Source organism: Aeromonas sp. 600479 (assembly GCF_049175515.1).
In the GTDB taxonomy this organism is placed as follows: Bacteria; Pseudomonadota; Gammaproteobacteria; order Enterobacterales; family Aeromonadaceae; genus Aeromonas; species Aeromonas veronii_A.
Genome location: NZ_JAAKVF010000001.1, coordinates 374,564 through 391,829, shown reverse-complemented (window position 1 = coordinate 391,829; position 17,266 = coordinate 374,564). Strand labels below are relative to the sequence as shown.

The window sequence follows — 17,266 nt, the reverse complement described above, 5'->3', positions numbered from 1 at the left end:
GAGGTACATGTATGAATCCTAAGGTGATGGCGCGTCAGGCCAGATTACTGCGCATGCTGGAGAGCAAGGAAGAGATCCGGATCGGACGCGAGCGCGACTGTCCGCTGCCACTGGCCCAGCTGACCAAACTAAAGGATACTCATCCCGCGGTGGTCAAGGTCTATCGCCACGGTCTTACCGCCGAGGTGTTTCACCTCAAGGTAGAGGGGCATCACTGGTGCCTCAAGCGGCGGCGTCAGGATTCGCTGGTAGCCAACCTTGATGGCAAGACCGCTTTCCTCACCGAGCTGGAACGGCGGCGTGAAATCGAGGCGCTGCGCGAGCTGCATCCCACCATCCTCTCCCATGTGGTCTGCACCAGCTTTGGCTCGGCGCGGGCTGGAGTGCTGGTTTCCCCCTGGTTGCGGGGTGTGCCGGTCCATCAGCTCAACGAGCGCAATCTGGCCCAGATGCTGGAGGTGCAGGGTGAGCTGGCCCGCTGGGGCTGGTTTGACTGGGACCCGAGCCCTGGCAACCTGCTCGATGATGGCGAGCAGATCTGCGTGTTCGACTTTGGCTATATGTGGACCTTTGACCCCCGCTTTGAATACAACTCCAATGGTCTGGTCGACTCGCAGTTCCATGTGCCGGAGCGGCTGGAGACCCGCACTCTCTCGGGGCTCTGGCTCGATGAGGCCGATCCCTTGCCGCAATTTCGCTATTGGCGCGAGCTTTGTCTGAAATGGGTCAAACGGGAGATCCATCACCTGATCCGCGAAGGGGCAAGTGCCCCTGTGCTGGCCCGCTTGCAAGCCCTGCAGGGGGAGTGGAGCACCGCGCTGGCGAGTGACGAGGCGCTGGCCGCCAACTGGTGGCGGGACATGTATCGCAGCCACCAGCTCGATGTGGCCGATGATCTGAGCGGCCAGAGCTGCGGCCCGCTGACCCTGCGTCGTCTTGACTGGCTGGAGCAGGCGGTAACGGATCACTATCCGCTGCTGGTGGACAATCTCTCATCTCAACAGACGGAGCTTGGCCAGACCGGGCTGCTGGCCCGCTTGCAGCAGCTGCGCCGCGAAGCCGTGGCCTGCCAGTTGCCCGCCACCAGCTTTGCCTGAGCCAATACGTCAGTGATACATAAATAAACAGGGCGCCTTGTCGGCGCCCTGTTGCATGGTAGGAACCGCATCGCGGTGAGGGTCAGTCCAGCAACTCCTGATGGAGGCGGTTGACGATATTGCCCGCCTCACTCTCCTTGACCAGGAAGCAGAGGTTATGGGCGCTGGCGCCGTAGCAGATCATCCGGATGTTGTGCTCGCGCAGGGCGTCAAAGACCTGACTGCCCACCCCGTTCACTTCGCTCATCCGGTTGCCGATCAGCGCCACCAGTGCCAGACCGGTTTCCACCTCCACCTTGCAGAGTTGCCCCAGCTCGGCCAGTACCTTGTCGCTCAGGATCGGCTCGCCGTTGCTCTGGCTGCCGGTGTGATCCAGCGTCAATGACACGCTCACTTCCGAGGTAGTGATGAGATCCACCGAGATGCGGTGACGGGCCAGAATGCCGAACACTTCGGCCAGAAAGCCGTAGGCGTGGAACATATTGAGGCTGTGCAGGGTCACCAGCACCTGCTGGCGGCGCAGGGCGACGGCGCGAAACAGCGGGCTTGAATCTGTGCTGGCACGGATCCAGGTACCACTGGCGGCAGGATCCTTGGCGGAGCCGACAAACACCGGAATATTCTGGCGCACCGCCGGTTGCAGGGTGGCAGGGTGCAGCACTTTGGCGCCGAAGGTGGCCATCTCGGCCGCTTCGACAAAGCTGATTTCGGGAATGGGGCGGGCGCGGGTGACGAGGCGCGGATCCGTGGTGTAGATGCCGGGCACATCGGTCCAGATCTCGATACTGGCGGCATCGAGCGCTTCGGCGAGCAGGGCGGCGCTGTAGTCGGAGCCGCCACGACCCAGCGTGGTGGTGCGGCCATCGCCATCGGCACCGATAAAGCCCTGGGTGATGATGAGGCTGTCGCCCAGCTGCGGGCCCAGCGTCTGCTGGCAGAGGGTACGGGTGGTGGCCAGATCGACGGTGGCCTTGCCAAAGCGGCTGTCGGTGCGCATCAGCTGGCGCACATCCTGCCAGTGGGCCTTGACGCCGCGCTGGCGCAGCAGTTCGGTAAAGAGACGGGTAGACATCAGCTCGCCACAGGCGATGAGGCGATCAGCCAGTTCGGCATCGGTCTGCTGGCTGGCCTGCTGCGACATGGTGCGGATCTCGCCGAGTTGATCGTGGATCAGCGCCGTCACTTCGGCGGGGTGGCCAAGGTCGGCCAGAATTGCCTGTTGAATGTCGGACAGCTTGGCCAGCTGCTCGTCGCGGCCCGCTTCGTCCAGCTCACCTTGTGCCAGAGCGACCAGCAGGTTGGTGACACCGGCGCTGGCGCTCAGTACCACCACCCGCGTGGCGGGATTGGCCAGCACGATATCGGCGCAGTGATTCATGGCCGGGAAGTTGGCGACACTGGTTCCGCCAAACTTGGCGACATTGATCGGGCTCATTGCTTACTCCTGTCTTATTTTAAGATTCCGGTTCCATCGGGCAAAAAAGAGAGGAGGAGGCTGAAAATGGCAGGAATGAACGAAGCTATCCCGGCCAGAAGCACTCCACCTGCAGAGCCCATCCCGTACCGCCCCTGACAGGGCGCGGTGGGGGATGATCACTACCGATGACAACCCGGGGGATTCAGCCCCCGCAGCCGACGTTGAGGTTACCAGTCTCCTCACTCGTCTCGGCGCTGCTCCCCCTGACCCAAGTTCACCGGACGCTGGCGTCCTCCCTTGGGCTGCCTGGGCAGCGCTCCTCTTCTGGCTCCACCAGGGTGGTGGAGTGCATTTAGAAATACCCTGCGTTGGATTGCACTGTCAATCGAGTTTGTGAAAAAGTTCAAATTGTCAGCTAACTCAACGCAGGATCAATGACTTAGGCAATGGTCTTTGACAAAACCTTGGAACGGCGCTGCCAGTTGTAGAGACGCTGGCGCGCCACCGGCAGATCTTCCACTTCCAGCGGATCAAAGCCCCGCTCCCGGAACCAGTGGATGGAGCGGGTGGTAAGCACGAACAGGCGGCGGATGCCGAGCCGCTTGGCCCGCTCGGCCACCTTGGCCACTAACTGATCCCCCCGGTTGGAGTTGCGGTAGTCGGGGTGTATGGCGACGCAGGCCATCTCCGCCATCGCCTCTTCCATAAAGCAGTAGAGGGCCGCGCAGCCGATGATGAGGCCATCGCGCTCAATGATGGTGAACTTGTCGATCTCCATCTCCAGCTGCTCGCGGGAGCGGCGCACCAGAATCCCTTCCTCCTCCAGCGGGCGGATCAGATCCAGAATGCCGCCGATATCCTCGATGGTGGCGGCGCGGGCCTGTTCGGCGCTTTCCCGAACTATCTGGGTGCCGAGGCCGTCACGGCTGAACAGCTCCTGCAGCATGGCGCCATCATCCTGATAGCTCACCAGATGGGAGCGGGGCACCCCGCCGCGGCAGGAGGCAATGGCCGCGCGCAGATAGCGTGCTGTGCCGGACATCTCTTCCCCTGCCTGCTCCAGCTCCACCAGCAGCTCTTCGGCCTGCTCGGGGAAGAGCTCGGAGATGGCTTCGCCGCGCCTGTCCATCACCCCCTGGGTGCTGCTAAAGCAGATGAGCTTGTCTGCCTTGAGATCGACCGCCACCCGGCGGGCCACCTCTTCGGAGCTCAGGTTAAAGCTCTCGCCGGTGACCGAGCAGCCGATGGGGGAGATGAGCACCAGACTCTTCTGATCGAGCTGGCGGGTGATCCCCTCCACGTCGATGCGGCGCACCCGGCCGCTGTGGCAAAAGTCGATGCCATCATCCACCCCCAGTGGCTGGGCAGTGACGAAGTTGCCGCTCACCACACTGATCCGCGCCCCCTGCATGGGGGTGTTCGCGAGCCCCATGGAGAGCTGGGCGGTGATGTCATATTGCAGGCCGCCACACACCTGTTTGATGATGGTGAAACTCTCGTCATCGGTGACCCGGATCCGCTTGTGATACTGGGCCTCGATACCGGCGCGGGCCAGCGCCTCATCGTTTTGCGGACGTGAACCAAACACCAGCACCAGGCGTATGCCCAGTGTCTGCAGCAGGGCGATATCGCTGACGATATTGGCGAAGTTGGGGTGGCAGATGGCTTCTCCCCCCATCATCAGCACAAAGGTGGCACCCCGATGCACATTGACATAGGGGGTGGATTGCCGGAAGGCATTGACCAGACTGGGTTCGCGTTCACGCACTTGATATTTCTTCCATAAAAAAACAGCGATTGGCTCAATATATGAAAATTAATTCACAAATCAAGACTAAATATTGATTTTGGCCGTTTCTGGTCTCTACGAGGGGCGGCTTGGCCGTGCAGATCGGGAAAGGATGGTTGGAAGCGCAGATGGCTGTTGGGGCGAGCGGGGAGGGGCCCGCCGGTTGATCCAGCGCGATAAACTGCTATCTTCGATGCTCCTTTTCGTCAGCTGTGTGATTTCACAGGGTTTTATACAAGGACAGAATTCATGGAACAGATTATTTCACCGGCAGATGCCCTGCCGGGACGACGCGAAGCGATGGTGATTGGTCAGCAGCATGCGGTGAATGGCAACCCGACCCAGGGTCCCTGGCCCGAGAACATGGAGATCGCCTGGTTTGGTATGGGCTGTTTCTGGGGCGTGGAGCGCCTGTTCTGGCAGCAGCCGGGCGTCTATTCCACCGCGGCCGGTTATCAGGGCGGTGTGACCCAGAACCCCACCTACAAAGAGGTGTGCAGCGGCCTGACCGGTCATGCCGAGACGGTGCAGGTGGTGTTTGATCCGGCGGTGATCAGCTACGGCGATCTGCTCAGACTGTTCTGGGAGCAGCACGATCCGGCGCAGGGGATGCGTCAGGGCGGGGACATTGGTACCCAGTATCGCTCGGTGATCTTCTATGGCGATGAGAGCCAGCAGATCATTGCCCAGCAGAGCATGGCGGCCTATCAGCAGGCGATGGCGGCAAGCGGCGACAGTCGTGCCATTACCACCCGCATTCTGCCGCTGGCGCCCTTCTACTACGCCGAGGATTACCATCAGCAATATCTGGAGAAAAATCCGGATGGCTACTGCGGATTGGGTGGCATTGGAGTCTGTTTGCCGCCAAGCCTGAACCGCTGAACAGGTTTGTAGTCGATTTCTTAATAAAAGTGAAAATAAATGGTCGGAGGAGGGAACTTATTGCGACCAGTCGGGACTAACTAGGTAGCGTCCAGGGATCGGATGCAAAGTCCAGACACATTTCTTGCCTTGATAACCGCCTGATGAATGAACGCACTGGCGGGTTGAAAATGATAGCAAGCAGGGCTGCCCACCAAGGCGGCCCTTTTCATATCTGCTTGTTTTCGCTCGGGAGGGGCGATCGGTCAGGCGATCGCGCTGTCGAACAGGTTCTTGATGAGATCGATAAATTCGATGAGGAAGGTTTTTTGTTCCGGGGTCGGGGCGCGCAGCCAGACAGCAGAGAGCACCTCTTCCAGATCGGCGACCACGGCGTCGGCCTCCTGCATGATGGCGAAACGCACCTTGGGATCGAGCTGGGGGTTTTGTTCGCAAATGGCCATCAGGTTGCTGGCAACACGGCCACTGACCAGGTCTTCGATGGTCTCTTCACCATCGCTCTGCTGTTGGGATTCAAACAATCCCAAACTCTCCACCAGATACTCGATCAGCGAGATATAGCCTTCACTTTCTACCACCATGGTTGCTGCCTCAATACAGTAACAATACGAAAATTGAGCGTATTTTAGTGGCTTGCTCTAGCTTGGCAAGCTGCAGTGCAGGCGATGGCGAGTAAAACTGACTCCGCCCCGCTCCACGCACTCCAGCCCGGTCAACGTAAAGCCATGTCGTAAAAATAGCTCATAACTGAAGGCGCTGGCCTCGGTGGTGATGAGCGTCAGACCGAGCCCTCTGGCTCCCGCGAGCGCCGTGGTGAGTAACAGATTGCCCAGTCCCTGGCGCTGATGGTCGGCGCTCACATAGAGCAGACTGAGGTGGCCATCGGAGCTCAGAGTGACAAAACCGAGGGGCACATTTGCCTGCTCTGCCACCCAGCCGTGGTGTTCACGCAGCTGGCCGACAAAGCCCGGATGCTGTGAACCGAGGGCCCACTGCTCCACCTGTTCTGCGCTGTAGTGCTCGGGGCCGCTGCGTCGCACCGCCTGCTCAAACAGGGTCACGAGGGCGGGGATATGTGTCTCGTCAAGGGGGATAATACGCAGTGCTGGCGTCATAAGGTTGGGTCGTCAGTGGGGGAGAGGGTGCGCGGCGCCTGTGGCCGTTTGGCTTTGGGCAAACCCGCGACAACCCGCTCATAGGAGTGGAGCACCCAGCCTTGCCAGAGATCATCCGGCAAGGTGCTGTTCAGGGTCACTGTGTTCCAGTGTTGTTTGTTCATATGCCAGCCCGGTTTGACCTCGGGGTGGATCTCGCGCAGCAGCAACGCCAGCTCGGGCTCGCACTTGAGGTTGATGGTAAGCGGCTCGGCCTGCCAATCCACCAGCGCGAACATCTTGCCCGCGATGCGGTAGACCAGGATCTCCGGGCCAAACGGTGTATCTTCGGTGGTGCCCGGCAGGGAGAGCAGAAAGTGGCGCAAACGGGTCAAATCCATGGTGGGTTCTCGCGCAAGGGGTGATCCGGGTCATGTCAGGCGCATATCTATCGGCGGGCCTGTTCTGTTAATATGCGCCAGCCGAGTATACCCCCCATCACCAAGGGAGCCTATTGGATGTTGTATCACAAGACTTTCGAACTGGGTCCCGAGCGGGATTGGGTGGTGTTTGTCCACGGCGCCGGTGGCAGCTCCTCCATCTGGTTCAAGCAGCTGCGCGCCTATCGCGAGCACTTCAATGTGCTGCTGCTGGACTTGCGCGGCCACGGCCAGTCCCACCAGCTGCAACAGGTGGTCAAGGGCCACTACAGCTTTCGGGAAGTGACCGAAGATATCGTTCGGCTGCTCGATCATCTCGATATCCGCCGCGCCCACTTTGTCGGCATCTCCCTTGGTACCATCCTGATTCGCCATCTGGCCGAGCTCTGCCCGGAGCGGGTCAAGAGCATGGTACTGGGGGGCGCCATCCTGCGGCTCGATATCCGATCGCGGGTGCTGGTGCAGCTGGGCCGACTCGGCCAGCACTTCCTGCCCTATATGTGGCTCTACCGGCTGTTTGCCTTCATCATCATGCCGCGCCAGCACCATCAGGAGTCGCGCAACCTCTTTGTGCGCGAGGCCCGCAAGCTCTGCCAGAAAGAGTTCAAGCGCTGGTTCCGCCTCGCCACCGAGGTCAACCCGCTGATGCGCTATTTTCGCGAACGCTCCCTGCCCATTCCCACCCTCTATGTGATGGGGGAGGAGGATCATATGTTTCTGGCACCGGTGCGCGAACAGGTGGCCATCGATGCCAGCTCCTCGTTGGCGGTGATCCAGCGGTGCGGCCATGTCTGCAATGTGGAGCAGCCGGAACAGTTTAATCGTCGTACGCTGGTATTTATTCAATCGCTGGGGTGCGGACGGAAATAAGGATTCGTTACGCTGTGCATTCAGGTCATGCTACAGCGGCATTGCAAGCAGGCCGTGAGCAAAGCGCTGCCAACGTGCAATAGATGTCGCTGTCTTGGCGATCGTATAAGCCGCATACTTTCAAGCTACAAGGGGTGATCTGCCCCTCTGATTCTTTATAATGCCCCCCTTTAAAATCGCCGGACCCGGGTTCGGCGCGCGCTGATGGCTGGCTACGTCATCAGGCAGATCATCAGGATTGAGAAACGGTTATGCATACTCTGGAACAGCTGCGCGCGGGTGAATTGTGCGGTGCCCGCCATTTGAAGCTCTCTGAAAACCTTGCGGTTTTCCCCTCCGAGATTTTGAGCCTGAAAGAGACGCTGGAGGTGCTGGATCTCACCGGCAACCAGCTAAGCGCGCTCCCCGACGAGCTGGCCGGGTTTGGCAAACTGCGCATTATCTTCTGCTCCGAGAACCGCTTTACCGAGCTGCCCGAGGTGCTGGGACGCTGCCCGGCGCTGACCATGGTGGGCTTTAAGGATAACCAGATTGCCACCGTGTCGGCCAAGGCGCTGCCCGCCGGTTTGCGCTGGCTGATCCTGACCGATAACGCAATTGAACAGTTGCCCGATGAGTTGGGCCAGTGCGACGCCCTGCAAAAGCTGATGCTGGCGGGCAACCGCCTGCGCGAGTTGCCGGCAAGTCTTGCCAACTGCCGCAATCTGGAGCTGCTGCGCATCGCCGCCAACCGCATCGAACGCTTCCCCGAGTGGCTGCTCTCGCTGCCGCGCCTTGCATGGCTCGCCTACTCCGGCAACCCCTTTAGCGAAGGGGCGGAGGCGCGGGCCATCGATGATGCCCATGTCGCTCCCCTTGCCTGGGATACGCTGGCGCTGGGCGAGCTGCTGGGGCAGGGAGCATCCGGCGTTATCCATCGCGCCACCCTTGTGGGTAATCCTGCTGATGAAGTGACTCAGGCGAGCGGCGGAGCCGATGCCAGTCAGGTGGCGGTCAAGCTGTTCAAGGGGGCGGTGACCAGCGACGGGTTGCCCCGCTGCGAGATGGCGGCATCGCTGGCGGCGGGCACTCATCCCAACCTTATCAAGGTGATAGGCAAGGTGGCTGATCACCCCTCCGGTATTCCGGCGCTGGTGATGGAGCTGATCGACCCGGCCTTTGTCAATCTGGCCGGGCCGCCGAGCCTGGACTCCTGCACCCGGGATGTCTATCCAGAGGGGCTGCATCTGAGTGTGCCGGATGCGCTGGCGATGGCCCACGGCATCGCCTCGGTGGAGGGCCATCTGCATCGCGCGGGCATCATGCACGGGGATCTCTACGGCCACAATATTCTGTTTGCCCGCGGTTCTGACGCGCCGGCTCGCGCCCTGCTGGGGGATTTTGGCGCCGCTTCCTTATATGACCGCTGCGACCGCGAGCGGGCCATGGGCCTTGAGCGACTGGAAGTGCGCGCCTTTGGTTGCCTGCTGGAGGAGCTGCTGGCCCATTGCGATACGCAAGACTCACTGCTTGATGGGTTGCATCAGCTCAAAGCGGCCTGCCTCTCGGAACTCCCCGCCGAACGCCCCGATTTTGCTTATATCGAGCGTCAGCTGGCGGCCGCTCGCGCCACGCTGTCGTGATCTAATTGACGTTGGCAGGCACGTTATAAACGCAGCCAATAGCGCTCATTGCGACAGCGAGGCGCACGGCAAGGTGACGTCCCGCCATTCTCCCGATAACACGCCGAGGCTGCGCGGCAAAAAGGGGAGGGCAGAGGGTTGCGCGGTGCCGGTTAAGTTGTGATATTGAGGCATCTTTAGTACAGAAGGGTAATAACGATGGAAGCTGCGTTTTGGCATCAGCGTTGGGAAGAGAACCGGATTGGCTTTCATCAGGCGGACTTCAACCACTGGCTGCAATCCTGGTGGTCAGCCCAGCAAGCGGACGAGCCGGTGCTGGTTCCCCTGTGCGGCAAGTCCCGTGACATGCTCTGGCTGAGCGCTCAGGGCCATCCGGTCGACGGTTTCGAGCTATCGAGCCTTGCCGTCAGCCAGTTCTTCAGTGAAAACCAGCTCGCCGCGACCGTGAGCGAAGTAGGCCCTTATCAGTGTCATCAGGTGGACAGCCTGCGCATTTTTCAGGGGGATTTTTTCGCCGCCTCCAGTCTGGGTCGCTGTTACCGGCTGGTCTATGATCGCGCGGCGCTGATCGCCCTGCCGACCGCGATGCGCCGCCAGTATGCAGCCCTGATCAGTTCGCTGGTCGAGACCGGCGGCCAGATCCTGCTGGTGACCCTTGAATATCAGCCGGAGCAGCAGAGTCAGCCCCCCTTCTCGGTGGGTGAGATGGAGGTGCGAGCCCTGTTTGAGCGCGATTTTCGTATCGAGGTGCTGGGGCGCGCCGCCGAGGTGGATCACCCGCGGGTGTTGTCGGGCCAGCTCTCCTACTTCGATGAGGTAGCCTACCGGCTGGTTCGCCGGGGTTAACGGGCAGCTAACGGGCGAGCAAAGGGTGATCTGCGCCGACAAATCATCGGGCTATGCGCTCTTCGCTACCTCCTTTGACGTAGATCAACGTGATTGGCGGGGGGAGTGCCTAATATGAGGCTGTTTCTCAATCACTGTTGGCATTGCAAAGCGAGTATCGGGTCTTTCCCGCTTGCTGATCAGCAACTCAGTGTCTGATTTTCACGCTCATGTTCACTTTTGGCGGCTTTGGTCGCAATTGTTATGGTTTTTCCAGCCGACCCTGATGGGTCGGCTTTTTATTGTCTGTGATTTGCCGCGGGCAGGAAAATGGAGGATGTCGAGGCCTGATCAGGCCTCGAAGGTGGCGGCATTGAGCCGAAATGCCCGTGGATCATCGATAAACTGGCCGGTGATCCGCTCGTCATGTTCGTGCCCCTGACCATAGCTGCAGAGGATCAGCCGATCGGAGGTGCGCGAGCGCAGCTGGGTGATAAAGCGCACCAGATCGGCGCGGCTCAACTTGCCCACCTCATCGCAGACCCGTTCCCGCTGATCGAACCCCAGGTCCTTGTTGCCAATACTGACCCACAACCGCTGGCCGCGACTGCGCAGGTTGGCATCCCGCTCGCTCAGCTGGGCTTGCAGCCCCGCCTTGCTCTCTTGCCACTGCTGCTCGGTAAATTCGAGCATGGCCAGCGGGAAGAGGTCGATAAACTCCTCCACCGCATCGAGCAGGATCTGCGGCCCCGCCACCGGCGACTGGATATAGAAGATCAGCCCCGGATGGCGATTGAGGGGCAGGTTGCCGGCACCCACCACATACCCCAGTTGCTGGCGGGTGCGCAGCTCGTGGAAGAAAGTAGAGGACATGATGTGGTTCGCCAGGGTAAAGCAGGCGAGATCCCGCGCCCGGGTGGTACGGGACTGGTAGTAGACCAGCAGTGCCGAGTCTTCGTGATCGCAACCCTGCTCGCGAATAAGGGTGCCCCTGTCCTGAATGGAGATGAGCGGACGACGGGTCTCGCCGCTCGGCTTGCTGCTGGTGCCATTGATATCGCTCAGGTGGCGCTCCATCAGGGCGGCCAGCTCCAGCGCTTCGGCGGCAGTCCAGTCGCCGTGTACCAGCGCCTCGACATGCACCTCGCCAAACAGCTGGGCCACGAAGCCGGGCATCTCCTCCAGCTCGACGGTGCGCAGGTGGCGCAGCAACTGCTCGAACGGCGGGTTGTTCGGTTGCAGCAAACTGGTGAGCTGGTTAAAGAGCTGGGAGATGGGGCGCGCCTTGGACTGGTTGTCCCAGTTGCGGATGAGCTGCTCTTTGATCTCGGCGAAGCGGCCCGGATCCGGATACCCCAGCGTGCGGTTGCCGAGGATCATGTCGAGCAACAGCGGCTGCTTGTCGGCAAAACCGCTCAGGTTGATGGTAAAGCCCCCCTGATGGGCATAGATCTGGTAGCCCAGCCCCGCCAGCTCCGCCGGATAGGTGAGGGCGTTGAGGTGGTCTGCCAACAGCTCCACGGCAAGGCGCGCCATGGCGATATTGCGCGGATTTTTGACCGCATGTTCGCTGTCGATGGAGATGTAGAGATTGCCCTTGGGCACGCTGAACAGGTGCTCATGGAGGTGCCAGAGGCGAAAACCGGGGCGATCGATAAGGCAGGCGGGCATGTCGGCCGTAAGCTCTGGCGTACGCGGATCGAGTCGGCTGCTGATAAAGGGGTTGGGTTTGGGCAGCGCCAGCGCCGGATCCGGCTCGCTCTGCTGCCAGCGAATTTTCTCGGCCTCGGTAATGGTTTCCACGCTGTAGGGGGTCTGATACCAGCGGGCCAGCCGATCGGTTGCCACTTCCGGCGCAGTGATGGTGATACGCAGGTTGTGCGGGGTGAGCTTGGCGAGGAAGCGGCGGATCAGCCCCTCGTCATATTCGCGCATCATGTAGTCGCCGTAGAGCAGATCCTCAGGTTTGTAGCTAAAGAGGTTGAGCACCAGCCCCGACACTGTATCGAGGGGGCGGCCGCGCTCCTGAAAGCGGAACGCCGATTCGAGCACGGTCCGTTTTTCGTCATAGCGCCAGCTCTGCAGCCCTTCGCGGCCGATCAGTTTCAGATAGCCAAACAGGGCGGCGAGGATGTCGTCCACATGCTCAAGGCCCAGAGGGGTGAGGCCGAAGTTGACGCCAAAATCCTTGAAGTTGGCGCCACTGATGCCACCGCCCGCCGAGAGCTGGTTGACCCAGCCTTTCGCCTTGAGCAGGGAGAGCAGGCTGCCATCCCCCTCGTAGCCAATCAGATGGCTCAGGAAGGTGAGGGGCTTTTTGTCGTAAAACTCGTCCACATTAGGCAAGGGGAAGCTGAGCGACAGCTTGCGGGTCTCCTTGACCGGATTGATGTGGATGCGCACGCCGAGATCGTCGAGCCGGTAGAGCGGCATGGTGAGGGTCGGGGTTCCCAAATTGTGATTCAAAATGGGAGCAAAGTAGCGACAGCACCACTGCAACTGGGTATCGATGGATTCCGGCGAGATCATCACCAGTGCCATGCGATCCGCGCTGTAGTGGCTTTCGTAAAAACGGATAAGGTCGGAGCGCAGATCCCGTCCCGGCAGATCGGCCAGGGTATCGAGGTTGCCCACCGAGAACTTGGAGAAGGGGTGCGCCGGGTTGACTGTCTCTTTATGCACCTGATAGCTGCGGCGCATGTCGTCCTGCAGCTTGAGGCGATACTCGGAGTCGACCGCGTTGCGCTCCTTGTCCACCCACTCCGGATCAAAGGTGGGGCAGATAAAAAACTGGGAGAAGCGATCCAGCCCCGCTTCGAAGAAGCCGTTGTCGATCTCGAAGAAGAAGTTGGTGAACTCGGTGCCGGTCCAGGCGTTGTTGCTGCCGCCATGACGGCTCATAAATTGCTGGTACTCACCAGGCTTGGGGTAGGTGCAGGTGCCGAGAAACAGCATGTGCTCCAGAAAATGGGCCATTCCCTGCCGGTCGGCGGGATCGTCAAAATGGCCGGTATTGACCGCTAGCGAGGCGGCGGATTTGTCGGTGTCGGGATCACAAATCAACAAGACCCTGAGCCGGTTAGCCAGCTCCAGAAAATGGTATTGCCGATGGTCATTGGGACTGGCATATGGGCTCATTGGCGTGTGACTCACGTTGGATTTATTTGAATTTAAACATGATTATCGACCCCGCTATCCCGTCAGGCAAACCCTTTTCTGAGAGGTAGCGCAATTGTTTCCACACCCGTAGCGGGGTAAGATCCCCCGGCTATCAAAACAGGCCCTTTGGGCGAGGTTGTAATGAAGATCTATATCATGCGTCATGGCCAGGCTGGCATGAATGCGAAAACAGATGAACAGCGTCCATTGACCGAGCAGGGTATTGAAGAGTCTATCCAGATGGCTCGCTGGCTGGCGCCTCAGCTGATTGGCCCGCTGGATCGGGTGATTCACAGCAACTATCTGCGGGCACGCCAGACCTGGCAAGCTATATGCAGTGAGTTACCTGACGCCGCAGCCGTTGAAGAGAGTGGCGACATTACTCCCTATGGTGATCCCGCTTTCGTGGCCAGCTACCTCACTACTCTGGCTGAGCAACATGACCAGATCCTGATGGTCAGCCATCTGCCTCTGGTGGGTTATCTGGTGCAAAGCCTCTGCCCGGCCGCAGGAGCACCCATGTTCGCCACTTCGGGGATTGCCTGTATCGAGTGGCATGATGGCAAAGGAGCCTTGCTCTGGCTCGAAGGGCCGCATACAATAGGCTAAAAGTTAATAAAAAGTTATAGATTGAATTTTTTGGGAAGAGATGGGCGAGTTTTCCGGATTTTTATAAATGTTTTTCGGAATTAATTCGCAGAAGCTGCTGTCATACGGATACAACTGCAAGAGGTTGCAAACGATGAGAGTGTTCAAGAAGTACCTGCCACTGATGGTGGCAAAGCATGTCAAAACCTTCTTTAAAGGTCGGATTTACATTCATGGTCGGGGGCGGTTTGATTTCCAATCCGGTTTGTTGCTGATGCCAAATCCGGCGGATATTCCCCACCGCCAGACAGTCACCGAGGTCAACGAGCTGATCTCAAGATTGCACATGGATGCCGCGTGATGCGCTTCTGAACCTGTTTCTGCACTGATATGCCCGCACCTTTGCGGGCATATTTGTTTCTGGCGACTGGCTTTCGCGCGATGCCTGGTCAGCTCCGCACCTTTGTTTATTTTCCGTCGCTCCCTATACTGGCCCGCTGTTGTCTCTTCGGTCTGGATCGTTTCATGCCCCTTGCCATTCTGTTTCCCTTCTCCTGCATTGCCATCTGGGCTGGCAATGGCATCGTCAGCAAACTGGCGGTCGGCATGTTGTCCCCCGCGGCCTTGGCCTGGTCACGTTGGGTGGTGGCTGCCTTGGTATTAAGCCCGTTTCTGGCCCGTCGGGTATGGCGTGTACGCGCTCGCCTGTGTGCTGGTCTTTGGCAGATCGCCATGCTGGCGCTGCTGGGCATGGTGCTCAACCAGACCTTTGGTTACTACGCGGCGCAAACCATGGGGGCCACCGAGATGGGGTTGATGATGGGGCTGACGCCACTGTTGACGGTGTTGCTTAGCATCTGGCTGCTGCGCGAGCTGCCCACTTGGGGTGCCGTGCTGGGGGCGCTGCTCTCGATCCTCGGCTTGTCTATCTTGCTGGGGCAGGGGGATCCTACCCGGCTGTTTACCCAGGGTATTCATATCGGCTCGGTCTACATGCTGCTCTCGGCGGGTACTTATGCCCTCTATAGCGTGCTGCTCAAGAAGTGGGAGCTGGGGCTCGACAACTGGTCGCTGCTCTATGGTCAGGTGCTCTGCAGTGTGGTGATCCTGACCCCCTTCTTTCTGCTGGTGGATGGTCAGCTGCCCGAGGGGCGGGCGCTCTGGCTGATCTTCTATGCGGGGATCCCTGCCTCGGCACTCTGTCCCTGGCTCTGGATGCAGGGGATCACCCTGCTCGGCGCCAACCGTACCGCCATTTTTATGAACCTGCTGCCGGTGATGACGGCTGGCCTTGCCATCACCCTGCTGGGCGAGCGGCTGACCAGCTATCACCTGATCGGGGGCGGTCTGACTCTGCTGGGTGTTTTGCTGGCACAGCTGCTGGTGCGTCCGGTGGTGGCGGGGAGTCGCCGGGGGGCGTTGGCGCCCTGTCCCGAAGAGTAAGCTTGCGCGAACGCGTAAGTGGGCCCAATGGCCCGCTGGCCGCCAATGAAAAAGCGCCTGCAGCAATGCAGGCGCTTTTTTTATGATCAGGTAGTGCCAGACCGGTTACTGGGCGACCAGATAGAGGTCCCGGCTATAGACGATGTCTTGCGGGCTCTCATAGGGATAACCCTTGACGAACGGCTTGAGCAGTCGCGATTTGACGTAGAAGTAGAGCGGCGCGATAGGGGCGTCAGCCTCGATCAGTGCTTCTGCCTGCTGGTAGAGCTGATTGCGCTCGGCTGCATCCTGCGAGTCGTGAGCCTTGGCCAGCAGGGCATCGTACTCCTTGTTGAACCACTTGCCGCTGTTGGCACTGCTGCTGGAGGTCAGGATATCGAGGAAGGTGGAGGCATCGTTATAGTCCCCGTTCCAGGAGTAGCGACTCACCCCGAAATCCCCCTCGTTCAGTGCCGAGACCATGGTTTTCCACTCCATGTTGTTGAGGGTGGCGGTGACCCCCAGGTTGTGTTTCCACATGGAGGAGACAGCCAGCGCGATCTTTTTATGGCTCTCGTTGGTGTTGTAGAGGATATCCACGCTGAGCGGTTTGTCCGGGCCATAACCCGCTTCGACCAACAGGGCGTTGGCCTGCTTGATCCGCTCCTCTTTGCTCTGCTGCTGGCTGGCCGGTTTTTTCAAATCGAAGCCATCGACACTCGGTGGGGTCAGGCTGAAGGCGGGTAGCTGTCCCTGTCCCAGGATCTTGTCGGTAATGGTTTCCCGATCGATGGCCAGCGAGAGCGCCTTGCGAACCTTGGGATCATCGAACGGTTTACGGTTCACATTGAACACATAGTAATAGGTGGCGAGCATGGGAGCGCTGACCAGATCTTGAGGGCTCTGGCTCTTGATGTGCTTGTACTGCTCCAGTGGGTAGGTGGTGTAGTGCAGCTCGCCGGTGCGGTAGCGGTTGTAAGCGGCGGTTTCGGAGACGATCTCCAGATAGACCACCTTGTTCAGGACGGTGTGCTGGTTGTCCCAGTAGTGGGTATTGCGCTCGGCACTCAGCCGCTCGTTGGGGGTCCACTCCTTGAGCACAAAGGCGCCGTTGGAGACGATGTTGCCCGGTTTGACCCACTCCTTGCCGAATTTTTCGATGGTGGCTCTGGGGGCCGGGAAGGTGGTGTAGTGAGCCAGCATCTTCAGGAAGAAGGGGACCGGAGTGTTAAGGGTGACCTGCAGAGTATGGTCATCCAGTGCCTTGACACCCAGCGTATCCGGGCTCTTCTTGCCCTGGATCACCTCACCGGCATTGGTGATACCCATCAATTCGATAAACCAGGCGTAGTTGGAGGCGGTCTTGGGGTCGGCCGCCCGTTGCCAGCCATAGACATAATCTGCGGCAGTGACCGGCTCTCCGTTTGACCATTTGGCCTCCGGCCTCAGCTTGAAGGTGTATACAGTACCGGTGTTGTCGATGTCGTAGCTTAGAGCGCCTGCGGGTTGGGGTTTACCCTTGCCATCCAGTACATAGAGCCCTTCAAACAGATCGTTGACGATCTCGCTACCGGCACTCTCTTCCACCAGCTGGGGGTCGATGGTAGTGGGCTCGGTGCCGATATTGGTCACATAGATTTGTTGGGCATCTGGCAGCAGCTTGGTACCGGCAGGCACTTGGGCAGCCCAGGCGGGAAGGGCAAACAGTCCGGCTACCATGCCGGCAATGAGAGTCTTGTTCATTGATAATCCTTGAGTTTTATTTGCTTCCAAAGCGAAATCAGTGTGCTGGATTGGCGATTGGATCTCAAGAGGCAATGGCTGAGGCCTGCACAGGCCCATCAGACTCCATTTTTAATGGTTCAAGGTCAGTCAGCTTATGGCTTGCTGCAGGTTATTACCACGAATTAAGGGGGTGCAAGTAATCGAATGACACCGTGCAAAAAGCATGAATGATCATCGGGCAAGGGGAAATTGGCTATTTATCAGGCTGCTTAATTCGCTGCAAAAATAAAAAACAGACGTTACATTAGGTTACAAAACAAAGCGGCCGAGGATCGG

General features: G+C 59.4%; 15 protein-coding genes and 1 riboswitch. Of the genes, 8 read left to right on the top strand and 7 right to left on the bottom strand.

The genetic code is table 11. The annotated features are described in order from the left end of the window. The first annotated feature begins 11 nt into the window (after positions 1–11). Positions 12–1,097: a hypothetical protein gene (locus tag G5149_RS01715; protein WP_216978618.1), complete on the top strand. Its 1,086-nt coding sequence runs from the start codon at positions 12–14 to the stop codon at positions 1,095–1,097. Between the two features lie 82 nt (positions 1,098–1,179). On the opposite strand, the gene lysC is transcribed toward G5149_RS01715, so the two are convergent. After that, positions 1,180–2,532, bottom strand: a complete 1,353-nt coding sequence (lysC, locus tag G5149_RS01710; RefSeq protein ID WP_337072120.1) for a lysine-sensitive aspartokinase 3 — start codon at positions 2,530–2,532, stop codon at positions 1,180–1,182. Between the two features lie 90 nt (positions 2,533–2,622). Continuing rightward, a riboswitch (Lysine riboswitch) is annotated at positions 2,623–2,846 on the bottom strand. A 107-nt stretch (positions 2,847–2,953) separates the two neighbouring features. Continuing rightward, the gene (argA, locus tag G5149_RS01705; RefSeq protein ID WP_005345063.1) at positions 2,954–4,282 is read right to left on the bottom strand and encodes an amino-acid N-acetyltransferase; all 1,329 of its coding nucleotides are present in this window, start codon (positions 4,280–4,282) and stop codon (positions 2,954–2,956) included. Positions 4,283–4,552: 270 nt separating this feature from the next. On the opposite strand from argA, the gene msrA reads away from it, so the two are divergent. Further along, positions 4,553–5,185: a peptide-methionine (S)-S-oxide reductase MsrA gene (gene msrA, locus G5149_RS01700; RefSeq protein ID WP_005352745.1), complete on the top strand. Its 633-nt coding sequence runs from the start codon at positions 4,553–4,555 to the stop codon at positions 5,183–5,185. A 245-nt stretch (positions 5,186–5,430) separates the two neighbouring features. On the opposite strand, the gene G5149_RS01695 is transcribed toward msrA, so the two are convergent. From G5149_RS01695 to G5149_RS01685, 3 genes are read right to left on the bottom strand one after another with little or no spacing between them, the layout of a single operon-like run. Next, positions 5,431–5,766, bottom strand: a complete 336-nt coding sequence (locus G5149_RS01695) for a DUF3802 family protein (protein ID WP_216978620.1) — start codon at positions 5,764–5,766, stop codon at positions 5,431–5,433. A 57-nt stretch (positions 5,767–5,823) separates the two neighbouring features. Next, the gene (locus G5149_RS01690; protein ID WP_337072121.1) at positions 5,824–6,300 is read right to left on the bottom strand and encodes a GNAT family N-acetyltransferase; all 477 of its coding nucleotides are present in this window, start codon (positions 6,298–6,300) and stop codon (positions 5,824–5,826) included. Next, positions 6,297–6,680, bottom strand: coding sequence for an MmcQ/YjbR family DNA-binding protein (locus tag G5149_RS01685; RefSeq protein ID WP_216978622.1), 384 nt, complete (start codon positions 6,678–6,680; stop codon positions 6,297–6,299). Before G5149_RS01685 ends, G5149_RS01690 begins: the two co-directional genes overlap by 4 nt. A gap of 117 nt (positions 6,681–6,797) precedes the next feature. Between G5149_RS01685 and G5149_RS01680 the strand changes: the two genes are divergently transcribed. The 3 genes from G5149_RS01680 (at position 6,798) to G5149_RS01670 (ending at position 10,057) form a co-directional block, all read left to right on the top strand. Beyond that, on the top strand, positions 6,798–7,589 hold the full coding sequence (locus tag G5149_RS01680) for an alpha/beta fold hydrolase (RefSeq protein WP_421211295.1): 792 nt from the start codon (positions 6,798–6,800) through the stop codon (positions 7,587–7,589). A gap of 251 nt (positions 7,590–7,840) precedes the next feature. Next, positions 7,841–9,211 carry a leucine-rich repeat-containing protein kinase family protein gene (locus G5149_RS01675; RefSeq protein ID WP_337072122.1) on the top strand — a complete coding sequence of 457 codons (1,371 nt, stop codon included), beginning with the start codon at positions 7,841–7,843 and terminating at the stop codon, positions 9,209–9,211. A gap of 198 nt (positions 9,212–9,409) precedes the next feature. Then, a complete protein-coding gene (locus G5149_RS01670; RefSeq protein WP_421211293.1) occupies positions 9,410–10,057 on the top strand; it encodes a thiopurine S-methyltransferase in 648 nt (215 codons plus the stop codon). 330 nt (positions 10,058–10,387) lie between these two features. On the opposite strand, the gene G5149_RS01665 is transcribed toward G5149_RS01670, so the two are convergent. Beyond that, positions 10,388–13,174: an insulinase family protein gene (locus tag G5149_RS01665; RefSeq protein ID WP_421211291.1), complete on the bottom strand. Its 2,787-nt coding sequence runs from the start codon at positions 13,172–13,174 to the stop codon at positions 10,388–10,390. A gap of 162 nt (positions 13,175–13,336) precedes the next feature. Here G5149_RS01665 and sixA point away from each other — a divergent pair, with 162 nt between their 5' ends. The 3 genes from sixA (at position 13,337) to G5149_RS01650 (ending at position 15,226) form a co-directional block, all read left to right on the top strand. Next, positions 13,337–13,804, top strand: a complete 468-nt coding sequence (gene sixA, locus G5149_RS01660) for a phosphohistidine phosphatase SixA (protein ID WP_021230584.1) — start codon at positions 13,337–13,339, stop codon at positions 13,802–13,804. Positions 13,805–13,937: 133 nt separating this feature from the next. Further along, entirely contained in the window at positions 13,938–14,144 is a 207-nt protein-coding gene (locus G5149_RS01655; protein ID WP_005336998.1) for a DUF1107 domain-containing protein, read from the top strand. Positions 14,145–14,308: 164 nt separating this feature from the next. Beyond that, complete coding sequence (locus G5149_RS01650) at positions 14,309–15,226, top strand: DMT family transporter (RefSeq protein ID WP_421211289.1); 918 nt, start codon at positions 14,309–14,311, stop codon at positions 15,224–15,226. 105 nt (positions 15,227–15,331) lie between these two features. On the opposite strand, the gene G5149_RS01645 is transcribed toward G5149_RS01650, so the two are convergent. After that, positions 15,332–16,948 (bottom strand): peptide ABC transporter substrate-binding protein, encoded by a 1,617-nt coding sequence (locus G5149_RS01645; RefSeq protein ID WP_421211287.1) that lies wholly within the window; start codon positions 16,946–16,948, stop codon positions 15,332–15,334. Positions 16,949–17,266: the final 318 nt, after the last annotated feature.

Coding starts and splice junctions, on each gene's coding strand:
- sixA (WP_021230584.1), top strand. CDS start 13,337: ATGAAGATCTATATCATGCGTCATGGCCAGGCTGGCATGAATGCGAAA.
- G5149_RS01665 (WP_421211291.1), bottom strand. CDS start 13,174: ATGAGCCCATATGCCAGTCCCAATGACCATCGGCAATACCATTTTCTG.
- G5149_RS01715 (WP_216978618.1), top strand. CDS start 12: ATGAATCCTAAGGTGATGGCGCGTCAGGCCAGATTACTGCGCATGCTG.
- msrA (WP_005352745.1), top strand. CDS start 4,553: ATGGAACAGATTATTTCACCGGCAGATGCCCTGCCGGGACGACGCGAA.
- G5149_RS01645 (WP_421211287.1), bottom strand. CDS start 16,948: ATGAACAAGACTCTCATTGCCGGCATGGTAGCCGGACTGTTTGCCCTT.
- G5149_RS01655 (WP_005336998.1), top strand. CDS start 13,938: ATGAGAGTGTTCAAGAAGTACCTGCCACTGATGGTGGCAAAGCATGTC.
- G5149_RS01650 (WP_421211289.1), top strand. CDS start 14,309: ATGCCCCTTGCCATTCTGTTTCCCTTCTCCTGCATTGCCATCTGGGCT.
- G5149_RS01675 (WP_337072122.1), top strand. CDS start 7,841: ATGCATACTCTGGAACAGCTGCGCGCGGGTGAATTGTGCGGTGCCCGC.
- G5149_RS01685 (WP_216978622.1), bottom strand. CDS start 6,680: ATGGATTTGACCCGTTTGCGCCACTTTCTGCTCTCCCTGCCGGGCACC.
- G5149_RS01680 (WP_421211295.1), top strand. CDS start 6,798: ATGTTGTATCACAAGACTTTCGAACTGGGTCCCGAGCGGGATTGGGTG.
- lysC (WP_337072120.1), bottom strand. CDS start 2,532: ATGAGCCCGATCAATGTCGCCAAGTTTGGCGGAACCAGTGTCGCCAAC.
- G5149_RS01695 (WP_216978620.1), bottom strand. CDS start 5,766: ATGGTGGTAGAAAGTGAAGGCTATATCTCGCTGATCGAGTATCTGGTG.
- G5149_RS01670 (WP_421211293.1), top strand. CDS start 9,410: ATGGAAGCTGCGTTTTGGCATCAGCGTTGGGAAGAGAACCGGATTGGC.
- G5149_RS01690 (WP_337072121.1), bottom strand. CDS start 6,300: ATGACGCCAGCACTGCGTATTATCCCCCTTGACGAGACACATATCCCC.